Annotated in this window: 12 protein-coding genes; 7 read left to right on the top strand and 5 right to left on the bottom strand. The window is 68.3% G+C overall.

The window, feature by feature from the left end; all coding sequences use genetic code 11:
- Positions 1–57: 57 nt before the first annotated feature.
- From ACOGXE_RS03210 to ACOGXE_RS03200, 3 genes are all read left to right on the top strand, one after another.
- Positions 58–1,401 carry an aspartate aminotransferase family protein gene (locus tag ACOGXE_RS03210; protein WP_419932508.1) on the top strand — a complete coding sequence of 448 codons (1,344 nt, stop codon included), beginning with the start codon at positions 58–60 and terminating at the stop codon, positions 1,399–1,401.
- Positions 1,402–1,411: 10 nt separating this feature from the next.
- Positions 1,412–2,884 (top strand): amidase, encoded by a 1,473-nt coding sequence (locus ACOGXE_RS03205; RefSeq protein WP_419932507.1) that lies wholly within the window; start codon positions 1,412–1,414, stop codon positions 2,882–2,884.
- Between the two features lie 102 nt (positions 2,885–2,986).
- Positions 2,987–3,877: an acyl-CoA thioesterase gene (locus ACOGXE_RS03200; RefSeq protein WP_419932506.1), complete on the top strand. Its 891-nt coding sequence runs from the start codon at positions 2,987–2,989 to the stop codon at positions 3,875–3,877.
- A 61-nt stretch (positions 3,878–3,938) separates the two neighbouring features.
- On the opposite strand, the gene ACOGXE_RS03195 is transcribed toward ACOGXE_RS03200, so the two are convergent.
- Genes ACOGXE_RS03195 through ACOGXE_RS03185 form a run of 3 tightly spaced genes read right to left on the bottom strand, consistent with a single transcriptional unit; the run spans position 3,939 to position 7,427 of the window.
- The gene (locus ACOGXE_RS03195) at positions 3,939–5,102 is read right to left on the bottom strand and encodes a CaiB/BaiF CoA transferase family protein (protein ID WP_419932505.1); all 1,164 of its coding nucleotides are present in this window, start codon (positions 5,100–5,102) and stop codon (positions 3,939–3,941) included.
- An 11-nt stretch (positions 5,103–5,113) separates the two neighbouring features.
- A complete protein-coding gene (locus ACOGXE_RS03190) occupies positions 5,114–5,923 on the bottom strand; it encodes an alpha/beta fold hydrolase (protein ID WP_419932504.1) in 810 nt (269 codons plus the stop codon).
- A 49-nt stretch (positions 5,924–5,972) separates the two neighbouring features.
- Entirely contained in the window at positions 5,973–7,427 is a 1,455-nt protein-coding gene (locus ACOGXE_RS03185) for an amidase (protein WP_419932503.1), read from the bottom strand.
- A gap of 221 nt (positions 7,428–7,648) precedes the next feature.
- On the opposite strand from ACOGXE_RS03185, the gene ACOGXE_RS03180 reads away from it, so the two are divergent.
- Together ACOGXE_RS03180 and ACOGXE_RS03175 are read left to right on the top strand one after the other, a co-directional pair.
- A complete protein-coding gene (locus tag ACOGXE_RS03180) occupies positions 7,649–8,290 on the top strand; it encodes a hypothetical protein (protein ID WP_419932502.1) in 642 nt (213 codons plus the stop codon).
- A 108-nt stretch (positions 8,291–8,398) separates the two neighbouring features.
- Entirely contained in the window at positions 8,399–10,882 is a 2,484-nt protein-coding gene (locus ACOGXE_RS03175) for a CaiB/BaiF CoA transferase family protein (protein ID WP_419932501.1), read from the top strand.
- A 22-nt stretch (positions 10,883–10,904) separates the two neighbouring features.
- On the opposite strand, the gene ACOGXE_RS03170 is transcribed toward ACOGXE_RS03175, so the two are convergent.
- A complete protein-coding gene (locus ACOGXE_RS03170; RefSeq protein ID WP_419932500.1) occupies positions 10,905–11,909 on the bottom strand; it encodes an isopenicillin N synthase family dioxygenase in 1,005 nt (334 codons plus the stop codon).
- Between the two features lie 147 nt (positions 11,910–12,056).
- Here ACOGXE_RS03170 and ACOGXE_RS03165 point away from each other — a divergent pair, with 147 nt between their 5' ends.
- Positions 12,057–13,043: an NADPH:quinone oxidoreductase family protein gene (locus tag ACOGXE_RS03165; RefSeq protein WP_419932499.1), complete on the top strand. Its 987-nt coding sequence runs from the start codon at positions 12,057–12,059 to the stop codon at positions 13,041–13,043.
- Between the two features lie 103 nt (positions 13,044–13,146).
- Here the strand turns inward: ACOGXE_RS03165 and ACOGXE_RS03160 are convergent, their stop codons facing one another.
- Entirely contained in the window at positions 13,147–14,847 is a 1,701-nt protein-coding gene (locus ACOGXE_RS03160; protein WP_419932498.1) for an AMP-binding protein, read from the bottom strand.
- 100 nt (positions 14,848–14,947) lie between these two features.
- Here ACOGXE_RS03160 and ald point away from each other — a divergent pair, with 100 nt between their 5' ends.
- Complete coding sequence (gene ald, locus ACOGXE_RS03155) at positions 14,948–16,060, top strand: alanine dehydrogenase (RefSeq protein ID WP_419932497.1); 1,113 nt, start codon at positions 14,948–14,950, stop codon at positions 16,058–16,060.
- The last annotated feature ends 121 nt before the right edge of the window (positions 16,061–16,181 follow it).

The following is a 16,181-nucleotide window of genomic DNA, read 5'->3' as shown; positions in this document are numbered from 1 at the left end:
CGGCGCTGGCGGTGACTGGTCAAGCGGCCGCAACGGCGGCTCTGCGACACTGAGCCGATGGCGGAACGGATCGGGTCATCGGCGAGCAGCGGGCGCACAGAGTCGCAGTCGGCTGCGCTGTACGCCACGGCGCAGCAGTGGATTCCCGACGGCGTGTCGCGGGCGACGCTGCTGCGGCGGCCGAACCCGATCTACGTGGATCACGGCAAGGGTGCGTGGGTCACCGACGTGGACGGCAACCGCTACCTGGACTGCAACAACAACTTCACCTCGATCATCGTCGGGCACGCCAATCCCGCCATTGCCGAAGCGGTCGGCGCGCAGCTGGCGCGCGGCACCGCGTTCGCGCTGGCCAGCAACGTCGAGATCGAGCTGGCGTCGCTGCTGTGCGACCGGGTGGAGAGCTTCGAGCTGATCCGGTTCTGCAACTCCGGCACCGAGGCGGTGATGGGTGCGCTCAAGGCAGCCCGGGCGTTCACCGGCCGGCCGAACGTGATCAAGGTGGAGGGCGCGTATCACGGCACCTACGACCATGCCGAAGCCAGCTTGGCGTCCGATCCCACCAACTGGGGCGACGCCGCGGCCCCGGCCACGGTGCCCTACGCCTCCGGCACGCCCGATTCGGTGATCGAAGAGGTCGGCATCATCCACTTCAACGACGCCGACGGGGCCCGTGCGGCCATCGAGCGCCAGGGCGATCGGCTGGCCGCCGTGCTGCTCGACGTGATGCCGAGCCAGGTCGGGCTGCCGACGATCGAACCCGAGTTCGTCGCAGCGGTCCGCGAGGCAACCCGCGAGGTGGGAGCGTTGCTGGTGCTCGACGAGGTGATCTCGTTCCGGCTTGGCTACAGCGGAGCGCAGACGCTGCTCGGCATCGAGCCCGACATCACCGCCGTGGCCAAGATCATCGGCGGCGGCTTCCCCGTCGGCGGCGTTGCCGGCCGCGAGGGACCGATGTCGACGTTCGCGCGCACAGGCGGCTCCCGTGCCAAGGTGCCGTCGGGCGGGACGTTCACGGCGAACCCGATCACCATGGCCGCCGGCCTTGCGACGATGAACCAGCTCGATCGCGCCGCCTTCGCCCGCTTGGACGAGATGGGCGAGGCCGTGCGCAGCGGCCTGCGCTCGGCCATCGAGCGGGCCGGCGTGGACTGGCAGGTGACCGGCCGCGGCAGCCTGTTCAAGGTTCATCCGCACACGAGGCACATTCGCAACTACCGCAACGCCCACCTCAGCAGCGATGAAGCCGCCGAGGTCGAACGATTCGAGCACGCCATCCAGGCGGGCGGTGTGTACCTGTCGGGCGGAGGCTTCGGCAGTCTCAGCCTGGCCATGACCGACGACGACATCGCACATCTGCTGGCGGCAGCCGCAGCCGCCCTGGCCGACTCGGCCTCCTAGCCTCGGCGCGATGACAGGCGCGAACAGCACAGATCCGAACCTTCTGCCGGCGGTCGAGCTGGCTTCGTTGATCCGGCAGGGAAGGGTGTCGGCCGTCGAGGCGCTCGAAGGTGCGATCAGCCGCTACGAGCGATTCAACCCTGCCGTGAACGCGGTGATCGTGACCAAGGTCGACGAGGCGCGCCAGCGAGCGGCCGAGGCCGACGCGGCGCTCGCAGCGGGGCAGTGCTGGGGACTGCTGCACGGCGTGCCGATGACCATCAAGGAGGCTTTCGACTGGGTCGGCACACCGTCCACGTGGGGCAATCCGGCATGGGCCGACAACGTGGCAGACACCGACGCCGTCACGGTCACCCGCTATCTGGATGCCGGGGCGGTCATCTGGGGCAAGACCAACGTGCCGCTCATGCTGGGCGACTGGCAGAGCTTCAACGACATCTACGGCTGCACCAACAACCCGTGGGACTTGACTCGCGTGCCCGGTGGCTCATCGGGCGGCTCGGCCGTATCGCTCGCGACGGGCATGGCATCGATGGAGCTGGGCTCGGACATCGGTGCATCGATCCGGAATCCCGCGCATTACTGCGGGGTGTTCGGCCACAAACCGACGTACGGGTTGGTGCCCGACGTGGGCCACGCCGTGCCTGGGGCCCTGGTCGGCAGCGACATTGCGGTGTGCGGCCCGCTGGCACGCAGCGCCGCCGATCTGGATGTCGCACTCGATGTGCTCGCCGGCCCGCATGGGTTCGACGCCGCTGGCTACGCCGTGGCGCTGCAGCCCGAGCATCGCGACACGCTGGGGGCGTTCCGGGTGGGCGTGATGCTCGACACCCCAGTCATCCGCAACTCCACCGCCATGATCGACACGCTGCAGCGGGCGGTGGACGCGCTGGCAGCCGCAGGCGCCGATGTCAGCGAGGCAACACCAGACATCGACCAGCACGAGTTCAACGAGAACTATCTGATGCTGCTGCGAGCCGCCACCGGCGCCTTGGCCGACGACGCGTTGTGGAACGAGGCGCAGTCCCGGGCACACCGGTACAACGACGGCGAGGGCGACTACCAGTCGCTGGTCGACTACGCGATGACGATGAGCCACCGCGAGTGGTACGCCCACCACAACAAGCGCGAGGGCTACCGGCAGGCCTGGGCGAGGTTCTTCGACGACTACGACCTGCTGCTGTGCCCGATCGCTGCGTCAGCCGCGTTCGTTCACGACCACACCGGCACCCGGCCGACCCGCACCATCGACATCGACGGCCACCAGGAACTGGGCGTGGACCAGCTGTTCTGGGCCGGCTGGAGCTGCAGCGTGTACCTGCCCGGCACGGTTGCCCCTGCCGGATTGACCGCCGACGGGCTGGACCTCCCGGTCGGCATCCAGATCGTGGCGCCGCACCTGGGCGACCGGCGCGGCATCCGCTATGCGTCGCTCATCGAGCGGACCCTTGGCGGGTTCGTCTCACCACCCGGTTACGAGTAGCCGTTCTTACCGGTGCCGGCGACCGCCAGAAGCCCTGTCCTGACGGCCGAACGCTCAGTTGATCGGGTCTGCGTGGCCCGCCGTCTGCTAATCAACTAGGCCGTGACAGACACACCCGGGACCGACACCGACGCCGCCGTTGATGCGGCCTTGGACGAACTGCTGGACCAGCTCGACCTGCAGCAGAGCGACGACGGATCGGACACGTTCCGGGGCAAGGGCTCTGGCTTCGACGAGTTCGGCCTGTACGGCGGGCACGTACTGGCCCAGGCCGTCGTAGCGGCGCAGCGGACCGTCGACGACGACCGGCCGATGAGCTCGGTGCACGCCGTGTTCCTGCGTGGCGGGGACGGCATGGCCGAGGTCGACTACCAGGTGGAGCGCGTGCGCGACGGGCGGGCGTTCTGCACCCGCCGGTCGCAGGCCTTCCAATCCGACCGCCTGATCTTCGAGCTCACGGCCACGTTTCACGTACCCGAGTCGGGCAAGGTCGACATCCAGAGCGAGATGTCACCCGACGTGCCGCCGCCCACTTCTGTTCCCACGTATCAGGAGTGCATTGCACAGGTGGGCCCCATCTTCGGCGAGCAGTGGTCGTACATGACTCGACCGGTCGAATACCGGCTCGTGCATGCTCCGTGGGCACCGACGGGGCCGTCGCCGCGAGGTGGTATCGACTACTGGTTCCGCGCCCCGCGCCGCCTTCCGGACGATCCGGCGATTCACGAAGCGATCATCGCCTACATGAGCGATGACTGTCTCGCCGACAACGTGATCGTGCCGTACGGGGTTACCTGGCTGGACAGCGAAGTGCAGGTGGTCAGCCTGGATCACGCCATGTGGTTCCACGAGCCCGCCCGCGCCGACGAGTGGATCTACTGCGAGCAGCGACCGCTGATGGCCGGTGGCAACCGCGGTACCTCCGAAGCCCGTTTCTGGCAGCACGGCCGGCTGGTGGCCACCGCCATCCAGGAAGCGCTCGCCCGCCTCTGACGTACCCCTCCGGACCATCAGTCCCGCCGGCTCGCACGGCGCGACCAGCAGCGGGAACCGCTCAGCCGACGATGCCCTCGTTGCGAAGCTCGGCGATCTCGGCGGGGGAGCGACCCAGCTCGGCCAGCACCTCGTCGGTGTGCTGGCCCTTGCTCGGCGCCAGGCGCTCGAGCTCGGTGGGTGTCTTGCTGAACCGGGCCGGGAAGCGGGTGGTGCGGATCTGGCCCACGTCGGGATGATGGTGAGTGAGCACCGTGCGGTTGTGCATCACCTGGGGGTCGTCGAACACTTCGGTGATGTCCAGCACGGGCGCACAGGGAACGTCAGCGGCTTCCAGCGCGTCGAGCGCCTCGCCCGTCGTGAACTCGCCGAGCAGTTTGGCGAAGACCTCCTGGTGCTCATTCGAGTTCCGTATCCGGGCCTCGCGGGTGGCGAAGCGAGGATCGTCGGTCAGATGCGGGACGCCCAGCTTCTCGCACACGCGGGCGTACTGATCGTCCGCCGGCCAGATGGCGCCCACCCAGCCGTCGGTCGTCTGCCAGGGGCTGTACCACTCGCTGTACGACGGCGTCGGTATGGCGTCGGGCACCGATTCGTTCCAGAAGTAGTCGAGCCACATCCACGACAGCGTCGAGTCGAGCAGGTTGACCTCGACGTGCTGGCCGCCGCCGCCGTTCGATCTGGCCAGCAGCGCCCCGAGCACGGCGGTGGCTCCGGTCATGGCCGTGGTCTTGTCTGCGGTTGCCGACTTGACGAAGTCGCCGCCCTGCGCCTCGGTCATGCCGGACAGCGATTGGATGATCGGGTCGTACACGGGCTGGTGGGCATAGGGACCGTCGGGGCCGAAGCCTGACACCGACAGGTACACGAGATCGGGGTTGACAGCGCTCAGGTCGTCGTAGCCGATGCGCAGGCGCTCGGCCACCCCGGGCCGGAAGTTCTGGATGAACACATCGGCGTCCTCCACGAGCTGCAGCAGGATCTCCCGGCCGGCGGGTTCGCGGATGTTGAGATCCATGCCGCGTTTGTTGCGATGCATCTGGACCCAGCAGCCCGACTGGTCGCCGACGATGGCACCGGTGAGGCGCATGACATCCGATGCGCCCACCTTCTCGATCAGGAGCACCTCGGCACCCATCTCCGCGAGATGCGAGGACACCCATGCGCCTGCGACCGCGCTGGAGACGTCCACCACCGTGATGCCTTCGAGCGGTCCTGTCCCCATGGGTGCCTCCTCTAGTGGACGTGTTGTGTGCCGGCGTGTTGCCGGATGAATCTGATCGCAGCGGCATTCCATCCTGCGGGATCCTGCGCGTTCACGGCGTGCGAGGCCGGCAGGTCAGCGATCTCCAGCTCGGGGATCTGCCTCGCCCTCGCAAGGAGATGCTGGAAGCGACCCTCCTCGGTGCCGTTGGTGAGCAGCACAGGCACGGCGACGTTCCTCAGACGATCCCCGAGCGGGACCCCAGCATTCGTGAAGCGAAAGGTGTTGACCAGCCCCGTCGCATCGTGCTCGGAGAACTCGCCGGCCAGCTTGGCGCGCACCGCAGGCGAGATGCGCTTCGATCGACCCGGGTTGATCCAGCTGTCGCGCAGCACCTCGATGCCGTGCGCCTCGACTTCGAGCGCCCGTTCTTCCACCAGTGTCTCGGTTCGCTCGGCCCACACGACGGGTTCGCTGAAGGCCGATGACGAGTTGGTGAGCACGGCGCCGATGACGTGAGCGGGCTGCGCGAGCACGTAGTGCAAAGCGAGTGCCGCTCCCAGCGACTGCCCGATCATCCAGGCCCGATCAGCATCGAGCTCGACGCGCAGCCGCTCGAACTCGGCCACATAGCTGTGCGGCCGGTAGCGCTCGGGATCGGCCGGGCTGGGCGATCTGCCGTGTCCCCACAGCTCGATCACCACGGGGCGGCAGACCGTCTGCAGCGCACCGAGGTTGTCGTGCCAATACGAACGACTGCCGAGCGCGCCATGCACAAGGAACGCCAGCGGACCGTCGCCGTCGTGGACGACGGCGTGAAGCCGTTCGTTCCCCGCAGTCATGGCGCGTTGCAACGGTATGACGGGGATGCTGACGTACTGGCGCAGCCTGCTAGAAGCCGGCGGGCCGCTGGAACCCGCCGAGTGCCTCATGCAGGAAGCGGCCCACGGCCAGTGTCGTTCGGTCCTCCAGGAACGGCCCGGCGATCTGCACCCCGACCGGCAGGTCACCGCCGGCCGCGGGCAGCATGCCGATGGGCACCACGGTCGCCGGCAGCCACGACACGCCCGTCAATCCCATCCACTTGATGATGTCGAAGTAGGGGCGGCTCTCGCCGTTCACGGTGATCCGGCGGCTGGTGGCCGGACGGCTGTGGTCGTGACGGACCGCAGCGGTCGGTGTCACCGGCAGCAGCACGACATCCCAATCGGCGAAGAATTCTTCCCAGCGCCTGCGCTGCTGCAGCCGGCGCTCGTGCCAGCTCAGCCACTCCCGATGGCGCATCGCCGCGTACCAGATGCCCAGATCCCCCTGGGGCTCCTCGTTCCCCGAGGCGATCTCTTCGAGCTGGGCGAGCGTCCAGGTTCCGGCCTCGGCCGCTGAGAGCAGATGCAGGAAGGTGTCCACGGCCTTCTCGAACGTGAATGCCGGGCGCGCGTCGGTGTCCACCCGGGCGCCGGCTTGCTCGAGTGCGCCTGCCGCGCCCATCAGCAGTTCCCGGTACTGGCTGTCGATCGGGCACAGCTCCTCGTCCAGCCAGACGGCTACCCGGAAATCTGCGATGTCGCTGTGACGCGCCGGCGGGAGGTCAAGCGAATACGCCTTGGAGTTCCAGGCATCGGGCCCGGCAAGAATGTCGAGAGCCATCTCGAGGTCGTCGACGTCACGGGCCATCGGACCCGCCACGGCGATGTCGGCCTGGCTGAGCGTTCCGGGCATGCCGGGGATCTGGCCCAGCGCCGAGACGACGCCGTAGCTGGGCTTGTGCCCGGTGACACCCGACCAGTGCGACGGGATCCGGATGGAGCCGCCGATGTCCGAGCCGAGCTCAAGGGGCGTATAGCCGGCAGCCAGTGCGGCGCCCGAGCCGCCCGATGAACCGCCGGGGGTGTGCTCGACGTTGTAGGTGTTGGCCGTGGTGCCGTACACCTCGTTGTACGACTGCGCGTCGCCCGCGAACAGCGGCAGGTTGGTCTTGGCGAACACGATCGCTCCTGCCGCCTTGTAGCGAGCGACCGGGTCGGCGTCGCGCTCAGGCACGAAATCGGCGAGCGCTGGAGCCCCCGAGGTGGTGACCAGTCCCTCGGTCTGGAACGAGTCCTTGATGGTGACGGGAACGCCGTGCAGCGGCCCCAGCTCGTCGCCGCGGGCCACTGCGGCGTCGGCAGCATCGGCAGCAGCCCGCGCCCGATCGGCATCGAGCGCGACCACGGCGTTGATCGGACCGTCGAGGCGATCCACCCTTGCGAGCGCCGCTTCCAGCAGTTCCCGGGAGGAGACATCACCAGCGGCGATGGCGGCCGCCGTCTCCATCGTCGAGGCGTAGGCGAAATCATCCGCGGCCATGTGCCAAACCTCCTGCACTGACAGATGGGTGGTGGCCGGGTTCGTCCTGGCCACGTTCGTACTGAACGGTGCAGGCAACCTAGTTCGCCGCATCCGTCTGCTGCCTGCCTGCGCCAGCGTCTTGAAAACCGCTTGCTTGCGGCGTGCAGCAGCACGACCGTAGGTGTATGCGAAATATCATGAAATTCATCGTCTTGGGTGCAAGCCTGAGCTTGTTGAGCATGCCGCTGGCATCAGCGGCATCGGCCGGGCCCGCCATGCCGCTTGGAGGCGGCAATCCAGGCCTGTCTGACGGGAAGCTGGCCCAGCGGCCGCCGTCACGCGATCCTGTGCTGGGGGACCTTCGCATCGAGGTGAGCAGCCGGGATCCTGCCCACAAGGCCGAGCGCGTCGGCAGGGCCGCGAATCTGGGCTTGTCGTCGCTGACGTTTCCGCGCCCGGTGCCGTTGTTCGCCCCGCCGGCGCAGCGGGTCCTCACGCTGGTCGGCATCGACACGTGGTTCTGGGTGCCCGCAGCGAGCTGGCGGCCCGTCGTGCGCGTCGTCGCCGCTGGGAGTGTCGTGGTGACGCTCGTGGCGACGCCGGTGGCGCTGCAGTTGATACCCGGCGATGGGTCGCTGCTGGTTTCGTGCCCGGGTCCAGGCCTGCCCTGGCTCGTGCCGGGCACCCGATCGCCGTGCAGTCACACGTTCCAGCGCGCGTCCACCGCCGGACGGACTGGTCGCTTCCGTGGCACGGTGCAGTCGGTCTGGACGATCCGGTGGATATCGAGCACCGGCCTGTCGGGCGTCGCCGGCCCGGTGGTGGTCCCCGCGCCGGTCTCGCTGCGGGTCGTCGAGGCCCACGCCGTGCTGGGCCGTTGATCAGGGGCCACACGCTGGCGCAGTAGTTTCTGCGCGCAACACCGATGCCACTGCGTTCCCGCACGGGACGCTGACCGCGCTGACCACGCTGACCATAAGGAGACTGCCGTGCATGACCTTCGCGTCTTGGATCTGTCGGACCATCGGGGCCAGTTGGCCGGAGCGATGCTGGCCGACTTGGGCGCCGATGTGATCTTGGTGGAACCGCCGGGCGGGTCGGCCGCGCGCGCCGCGGGGCCGTTCGTGGCAGGCCGCGACGGCGACCCCGAGGCGTCTCTGTGGTTCTGGTCGTACAACCGGGGCAAGCGCAGCATCGTGCTGGACCTCGACAGCGATGACGGCCGTGACCGGTTGCTCGAGCTCGTGGCCGGCGCCGATGTGGTCATCGAATCCGACAAGCCCGGCGCCATGTCCGCCAAGGGTCTGGGCGCCGACGATCTGACCGCCGTCAACTCGGCGCTCGTCTACACGTCGATCACGCCGTTCGGCCAGAGCGGTCCCAAAGCGCACTGGGCCGCGACGGACATCGTGGTGTCGGCGGCCTCGATGCTGTCCAACATCATCGGCGACGACGACCGGCCGCCGCTGCGCATCCCGCTTGACCAGTGCTTCCTGCACGCATCTGCCGAAGCGGCTGCCGCCACCATGATCGCCTTGCGCGAGCGCAGCCGCTCGGGCCGGGGCCAGCACGTGGACGTCAGCGCCCAGCAGGCCGCCGGCCAGGCGCTGCAGTCGATGTCGCTGTGCCACCTGTACAACTCGCCCGAGGCCTCACGATTCAGCGGCGGCGCCAAGCTGGGCCCGTTCACCGTGCGTCTGCGCTCCCCGGCGGCAGACGGGTATGTGTCCGCCACGATCCTGTTCGGTGAGTCCATCGGCCCGTTCGGCCAGCGGCTGTTCGAATGGATGCACGCCCAAGGCGGCTGCTCCGACGCCGACCTCGAGATCGACTGGATCAACTTCGTCGAAGGCGTGATGACGGGTCGCATCGGCTTCGGCGAGTACGACCGCATCCAGCAGGTCGCTGCCGATTTCACGGCCACCCGCACCAAGGCCGAGCTGCTGGAGGCTGCACTCGAGCATCGGCTGCTGTTGGTGCCCATCACCACGGTGCAAGACGTCGTGGAGGCGCCGCATTACACAGAGCGCGGCTTCTGGCGCGACCTCGACGTCGGCGACCAGCAAGCGGTGCGGTTCCCCGGGCCGTTCGCGAACATGAGCCGCACGCCGGTGGAACTCGCGGGGCCGCCGCCGACGTTGGGCGAGCACACCGATGCGGTGCTGGCCGACGCAACCGCAACGCCGCGCACCCCGGCGGTCGTCCCCGAGGACGTGTCGGCCCGCCTGAACGCAGCAGTGCCCGCCGGCCATCGCGACCCCGCCCAGCCGCTGGCCGACGTCAAGATCCTGGACTTCATGTGGGTGATGGCCGGACCGGCGGCCACGAGAGTGCTGGCCGACTGGGGCGCCACGGTCGTGCGGGTCGAGTCGTCGCACAAGGTCGAGGCGGCTCGCACCATCCAGCCCTTCCTCAACGACGAGGGCGGCGCCGACAACGGCGGTCTGTACCAGAACATGAACGCAGGAAAGCTCGGCATCACCATCGACATGGCGAAGATGGACCAGCCGGCCTGCCGGGATCTGGTGCTCGACCTGGTGCGCTGGGCAGATGTGGTCTGCGAGTCGTTCTCGCCGAGGGCGATGCGCGACTGGGGCCTGTCATACGAGGACCTGTGCGAGGTGAACCCCGACATCATCATGGCGTCGAGCTGCCTCTTCGGGCAGTCTGGGCCGCTGTCGTCGCTCGCCGGCTTCGGCACGATGGGCGCGTCCATGTCGGGCTTCTATGAGATGACCGGCTGGCCCGACCGTGACCCCGCGGGCGTGTTCGGCGCGTACACCGACTATGTGTCGCCGCGATTCTTGAGCACGGCGATTCTGGCTGCGCTGGACCATCGGGACCGGACCGGAGAAGGCCAGTACATCGACCTCTCCCAGGCCGAGGCATCCATGTCGTTCCTGGCGCCGGCGGTGCTCGACTACACGATCAACGGCCAGATGCCGCCCAAGCTGGGCAACGCGCACCCGCAGATGTCGCCCCACAGCGTCTACCCGAGTGCGGGCGAGAACCGCTGGATCGCCATCGCCTGCGAGAACGACGACCAATGGAAGGCGCTGTGCTGGATCGTCGGCGAGTCGCTGGGCGGGTTCGGCGAACTGGGACTGGCTGAGCGGCGGGAGCGAGCCGACGAGATCGACGAAGCGATCTCGGCATGGACCTCGAGCCGGGAGGGCAGCGAAGCCGACGCCCTCTTGCAGCGCGGGGGCATTCCCGCTCACGCGATCCCGACCTCGGTGACGATGCCGACCGACGGCCAGCTCGTGCATCGCAACCATTTCCGCGATGTCACCCATGCCACGAACGGCACGATGTGGGTGGAAGGCGCTCGGTTTGCCATGTCACGCAGCTCCGATGGCATTCACCACGGCGGGCCGACCTACGGCGAGCACACCTTCGAGGTGCTGGAACGGCTGCTCGGCTACGACGCAGATCAGATCGCTGAGCTGGCCGTGGCAGGAGTTCTCGAGTAGCCGATTGCGGGGCGCCGGGGGCTCAGCTCTCGAACTTGCCCACCTTTTCGCCGGTGACATTCTCGTAGTTCCGGTTCAGGAACCAGCGCTGGTAGTCGCCGTAGGTGATCGGCTCGTGACGGGCCGGGCGTTCGGCGCTGACCGTGGTGGGCACCGGGTCCACGACGGCGTCGTCGCGGGCCCCGTAGAAGAACGGCACGGCGTACCGGTCGCCGGCTGACAGGTTGCGCGCCCGGTGCGCCGTGGACAGGTACACGTTGTTCGTCCAGCGCTTCAGCATGTCGCCGCTGTTCACGAGGTACGAGCCGGCCATCTGGGGCGGCGAGATCCAGTCGTAGCCGGCGGGCCGTATCTCCAGGCCCGGCACGTCGTTGGCCGGCAGGAACGTGAACACCGAGCTGTCCGTGTGGGGCGCCAGGCCCCACTCGTTGTCGTCGTAGTCCATCGGCGGGTAATGCGACATGCGCAGCGACACGCTGGGCTCGTTGAAGTGAGGGACGAAGTAGTCCGGGGGCAGGTCCAGCGACAGCGCCAGGATCGGCAGCATCCGTGAGCCGAGCGCGATGAGCTGATCGATGTACTGCTCGCAGCTCTCGGCGAACCCGTCAAGCGGCGGGAACTGGTTCTGGGTGTGGTAGCCGTGCCGGTGACAGAAGAAGGCCTCGTTCTGGTTGGGCTTGCGAACCGGTCCCGCGATGTCGGACGCATACGACGTGCCGCCGCCCATCCCGAGGTAGCCGCCGACCACCTTGCCCATCGGGATCGAGTCCTTGACCTCCTGGGGCATCGCGTGGATGCGACGGGCCTCATCGAACATGTGCTCGATCGTGCTGGCGGCCACGCCGTGGTTGACGATGAAGAAGAAGCCCACCTCGGTGAGCGCATCCCGCAGTTCTGCCGCGAGGGCAGCCTGGGCTGCGGCATCGGGCACCGGCTCGTTCAGCGCGGCCAGATCGAGGACCGGGATGATGTCGGCGGAGTCCTCCGGATGTGACCCGGTGCTGCGGTCCTGTGTTGTGAGCGCCACGTTGCCCCCTTGTCTCGCTACGAGCGTACGCGTCCAGCCGGAGTGGGTTCCCGGAACCATGTGCTTGGCCATTGCTACGGTGCTGCCGTCTCGGCCGGGTTCAGCGAACCGGGCCGAGTGCGCAAGCGATCGAATCAGGGAGCACCGATGAAAGCGTGGCGACTGAACGAGTTGGGCTACCCGTGGGACGTGCTGGAACTGGGCGAGTACGACTCTCCCGAGCCCGGTCCCGGTCAGGCACGGATCACCGTGGAGGCCACCGACCTCAACTTCGCAGACATCTTGCACTGCCAGGGCACCTACCAGGAGCGCTGGGATCCTCCGTTCACACCGGGAATGGGAGCGTCGGGCACCGTGGTGGCCGTGGGCCCCGATTGCGATCTGAAGGTGGGCGATCGGGTCATCGGCTCAGGCGCCGGCGGCTGGGGTGGATACGCCAGCGAGGCGCTCATCCGGGGCCGCACGGCACGGCACGTGCCGGACGACGTGTCGATCCCCGCGGCGTGTGCCGCCAATGTGATCTACGGCACGGCGTGGTTCTCGCTGTACCGGCGCGGACAGATGCAGGCCGGCGAGACGGTGCTGGTGCTCGCGGCCGCTGGCGGCGTCGGTTCTGCGGCGGTGCAGATGGCCAAGGCAGAAGGCTGCACGGTGCTTGCCGCAGCCGGCGGGCCCGCCAAGGTGGAGACCTGCCGTCAGCTCGGCGCCGACATCGTCATCGACTACGACAACGACGATCTCTACCAGTCGGTGATGGATGCCACCGGGGGCCGGGGCTGCGACATCATCTACGACCCAGTCGGCGGCAAGTACTTCGACGTGGCCCGGCGGCTGGTGGCCTGGGAAGGCCGGCTTCTGGTGGTCGGATTTGCCAGCGGCACCATCCCGCAGGCACCGGCGAACCACCTGCTGGTGAAGAACTACTCGGTGGTCGGCGTGCACATGGGCGGCTACCGCGGCCGCAAGGACGAGGTGCTCGACGAGTGCTACGCCGAGATCTGGCCGCAGGTGGCCAACGGCACGCTCGACCCGCTCGTCAGCCAGGAGCTACCGCTCGACGGCCTCATCGACGGCCTGCGAGACCTGCACGAACGTCGCACGACTGGCCGCGTCCTGCTCCGCCCCGACCTGTAGGCGCTCAGTCGCGGGCCGCTGTGCTGGCTGTGCCTGCTCAGTCGCGGGCCGCTGTGCTGGCTGTGCCTGCTCAGTCGCGGGCCGCTGTGCTGGCTGTGCCCGCTCAGTCGCGGGCCACGATGTAACCGACTGACTCCCGGTCCCAGAGTTGCGGCGTGACGCCGGCGTCGCGGATGGCCTGCTTGCGGATCTTGCCTGATGCGGTCTTGTCAAGCTCGGTGACGAAGTGCAGGAAGCGCGGGACGCTGTGGCGGGGCATGCGCGGCACGCACCAGTCCAGGAAGTGGACCGGGTCGGGCGCCGGCCCGCTGACGGCGACCACGGCCAGCACCTCGTCCTCGCCGCCGGCGCCTTCGACGCGCAAGCCGACAACGGCGCTTTCGATCACGCGGTCGTAGCCGTTGATGACCGTCTCCACCTCGTAGCTGGAGATGTTCTCGCCACGCCGGCGGATGCGGTCGTTCAGCCGATCCACGAAGTGCAGGCGCCCGGCATCGTCGAGCTTGCCTGCATCGCCGGTGTGGAACCACAGGTTCCGCCACGCGGCCACGGTGCGCTCGGGCATGCGGTGATAGCCCACGTTGAAGCAGTACGGCACCTTGGGGCGCACCAGGATCTCGCCGGTTTCGTTCGGCGCGATCGGCTGGTCGGTTTCGGGGTCGGCCACGATCACGTCGAAATAGTCGGCCAGCGGCCGCCCAGCGCAGCCCGCCATCACCGGGTCGTCGAACTCGGTGAACGCAACCATGTTGACCTCGGTCATGCCGTAGCCCTGCATGATCCGCACGCCGAACCGCTCTTCGAACGCCGCGGCCCATTCCGCCGCCACGGGCAGGGCGATGACGGCCCGCAGCTGATGGTCTCGATCGCGGTCAGTCGGGGCGCTGCGCCAGATGAACTCGGGCATGACGCCGAGGGCATTGGTCAGGGTGATCTGGTGTCGCCTCACCGCGTCGAGCCACTTGCCGGCGCTGAACCGCTTCTCCACGTAGACCGAGGCGCCGGCGTGCAGCGACGCAAAGACCTGCATGAACAGGCCGTTCGCATGGAACAGCGGCATGCAGCAGTAGAAGCGATCGTCCGAGGTGATCTGGAGGCTGCGCGCAGTGCCGAGACCGAACAGGTAGCAGTGCGCCTGTGGCATCAGCACGCCCTTGGCCGGGCCGGTCGTGCCCGAGGTGTACATGATCGTGCAGACGTCGCTGGGTTCGGCCTGCAGCACCGCTTCGGGACGCACGTCGGTGTCCAGCAGCTCTTCGATCGAGACTTCCTCGGTGCCCATGAGCACGCCGCCGGCGCCGACGCCGTAATCGCCGTCGTCGATCAGGATCGTGGCCTGAATGTCCGACTCTGACGCGGCCGACTTGGACGCATCCAGCGAGCCCGGCTCGATGTCATCGAAGCGTTCCAGCAGCCCGTGGTCGACCGCCACGATGCGCGGCTCTGAGTTGTTGACCTGGTGCTCCAGGAAGGTGCCGCGCAAGTCGGTATTGACGGGCACGAAGATCGCCCGCCGTTTGTGGGTGGCGATCATCAGCAGCATGAACTCGAGGCTGTTGGTGAGCAAACCCAGCAGACGGTCACCCGGCCGCAGCCCGAGATCAGCAAGCGCCGTGGCGAGCCGGTCGGTCTGACGGTCGAGCTCGGCGAAGCTGAGCGTGCGGCCGTCTTCGAATGACAGAAACTCGCGGTCGCCGTGAGCAGCCGCCGCCTGGTGAACGAGCGCTGGCAGGGTCCAGCCGTCGGTGGTGACACCGCCGCCGTCCGCGGTGCGGGTGTCGGTCCCCTGGTCACGGGTGCCCATCGGCGGAATCGTAGACTTCGCCCGGGCTTGTTGGCCCGCACGGGGTGCGCCCCCTCAGCGGGCGCTGGGGGAGTTGGGCGCCTGCTTGGGAGGTGACCGCATGCTGATCGGATTGCCTCGTGAGCTCAAGGCGGGCGAGCAACGCGTCGGGTTGACGCCGCACGCCGTGCGCGAGCTAGTGCTGCACGACCATCAGGTGCTCGTGGAGAGCGGCGCCGGCGCAGGCATCCGTGTGTCCGATGCCGAGTACGAGGCTGCCGGTGCGCTCATCGGCGGCTGTAGCGAGGTGTGGGCCAAGGCTGAGCTCATCGTGAAGGTCAAAGAACCGCAGGCGTCCGAGCGCAAGATGCTCGGCGAGGGCCAGATCCTCTTCGCCTACCTGCACCTTGCGCCCGACCCCGATCAGACGTCGGATCTCGTGGACTCGGGCGCGGCGTGCGTCGCCTACGAAACCGTGACCGACTCGCGTGGCGGCCTGCCGCTGCTAGCCCCGATGTCGCGGGTGGCTGGCCGACTCGCCGTGCAGGCCGGCGCCTGGGCCTTGGAGACCGCCCACGGGGGCATCGGCCTGCTGATCGGCGGTGTGCCAGGCGTGCCGCCGGCCCGGGTCGTGATCATCGGCGGGGGCGTGGTCGGCGAGAACGCCGCCGAGATCGCCATCGGCATGGGTGCCGATGTGCGAGTGCTCGACATCGACCCCGCTGCCCTGGACCATCTCGAGCAGCGCTTCGGCGCGTCAGTGGTCACCGTGACGTCCACCCGGGCAACCGTAGAGACCGAGGTGCTGGGTGCCGACCTGGTGATCGGCGCTGTGCTGGTGACCGGCGCCCGGGCACCCAAGCTGGTGACTGCCGAGATGATCAGCCAGATGCGACCCGGCTCGGTGGTGGTGGACGTGGCCATCGACCAAGGTGGCTGCTTCGAGACGTCGCAACCCACCACGCACGCCGACCCGACCTTCGTGGTCGACGGCATCGTCCACTACTGCGTGGCGAACATGCCAGGCGCGGTCCCCGTCACCTCCACTCGGGCGCTCAGCGATGCCACCCTGCCGAGGGTGCTGGCCATCGCCGAAAACGGCCTCGACGCCCTGCGCACCGACCCCCACCTGCGAGCCGGCCTCAACGTTTACAAGGGCCACGTCACCGAGCCCCACGTAGCCGCCGCCCTCGACCTCCCCTACACCGACCCCCTCACCGCCCTCGGCTTCTGACGACCGCCAGCGCACCGGCCGACGCGCCGGATCCTCACCTGCTGCTGAGCCCGGTGAATTGCCGGCCTCCGCTGGCCTCAGGCCGGCATGGTTGCCGCATGGAGTCAGCCAAGGAGGAAAG

This window comes from Candidatus Poriferisodalis sp., from assembly GCF_965208555.1.
In the GTDB taxonomy this organism is placed as follows: Bacteria; Actinomycetota; Acidimicrobiia; order Acidimicrobiales; family Poriferisodalaceae; genus Poriferisodalis.
This window is presented reverse-complemented; position numbering and strand designations above follow the sequence as displayed.

Coding starts and splice junctions, on each gene's coding strand:
- ACOGXE_RS03160 (WP_419932498.1), bottom strand. CDS start 14,847: ATGGGCACCCGTGACCAGGGGACCGACACCCGCACCGCGGACGGCGGC.
- ACOGXE_RS03165 (WP_419932499.1), top strand. CDS start 12,057: ATGAAAGCGTGGCGACTGAACGAGTTGGGCTACCCGTGGGACGTGCTG.
- ald (WP_419932497.1), top strand. CDS start 14,948: ATGCTGATCGGATTGCCTCGTGAGCTCAAGGCGGGCGAGCAACGCGTC.
- ACOGXE_RS03210 (WP_419932508.1), top strand. CDS start 58: ATGGCGGAACGGATCGGGTCATCGGCGAGCAGCGGGCGCACAGAGTCG.
- ACOGXE_RS03180 (WP_419932502.1), top strand. CDS start 7,649: ATGCCGCTGGCATCAGCGGCATCGGCCGGGCCCGCCATGCCGCTTGGA.
- ACOGXE_RS03190 (WP_419932504.1), bottom strand. CDS start 5,923: ATGACTGCGGGGAACGAACGGCTTCACGCCGTCGTCCACGACGGCGAC.
- ACOGXE_RS03205 (WP_419932507.1), top strand. CDS start 1,412: ATGACAGGCGCGAACAGCACAGATCCGAACCTTCTGCCGGCGGTCGAG.
- ACOGXE_RS03185 (WP_419932503.1), bottom strand. CDS start 7,427: ATGGCCGCGGATGATTTCGCCTACGCCTCGACGATGGAGACGGCGGCC.
- ACOGXE_RS03195 (WP_419932505.1), bottom strand. CDS start 5,102: ATGGGGACAGGACCGCTCGAAGGCATCACGGTGGTGGACGTCTCCAGC.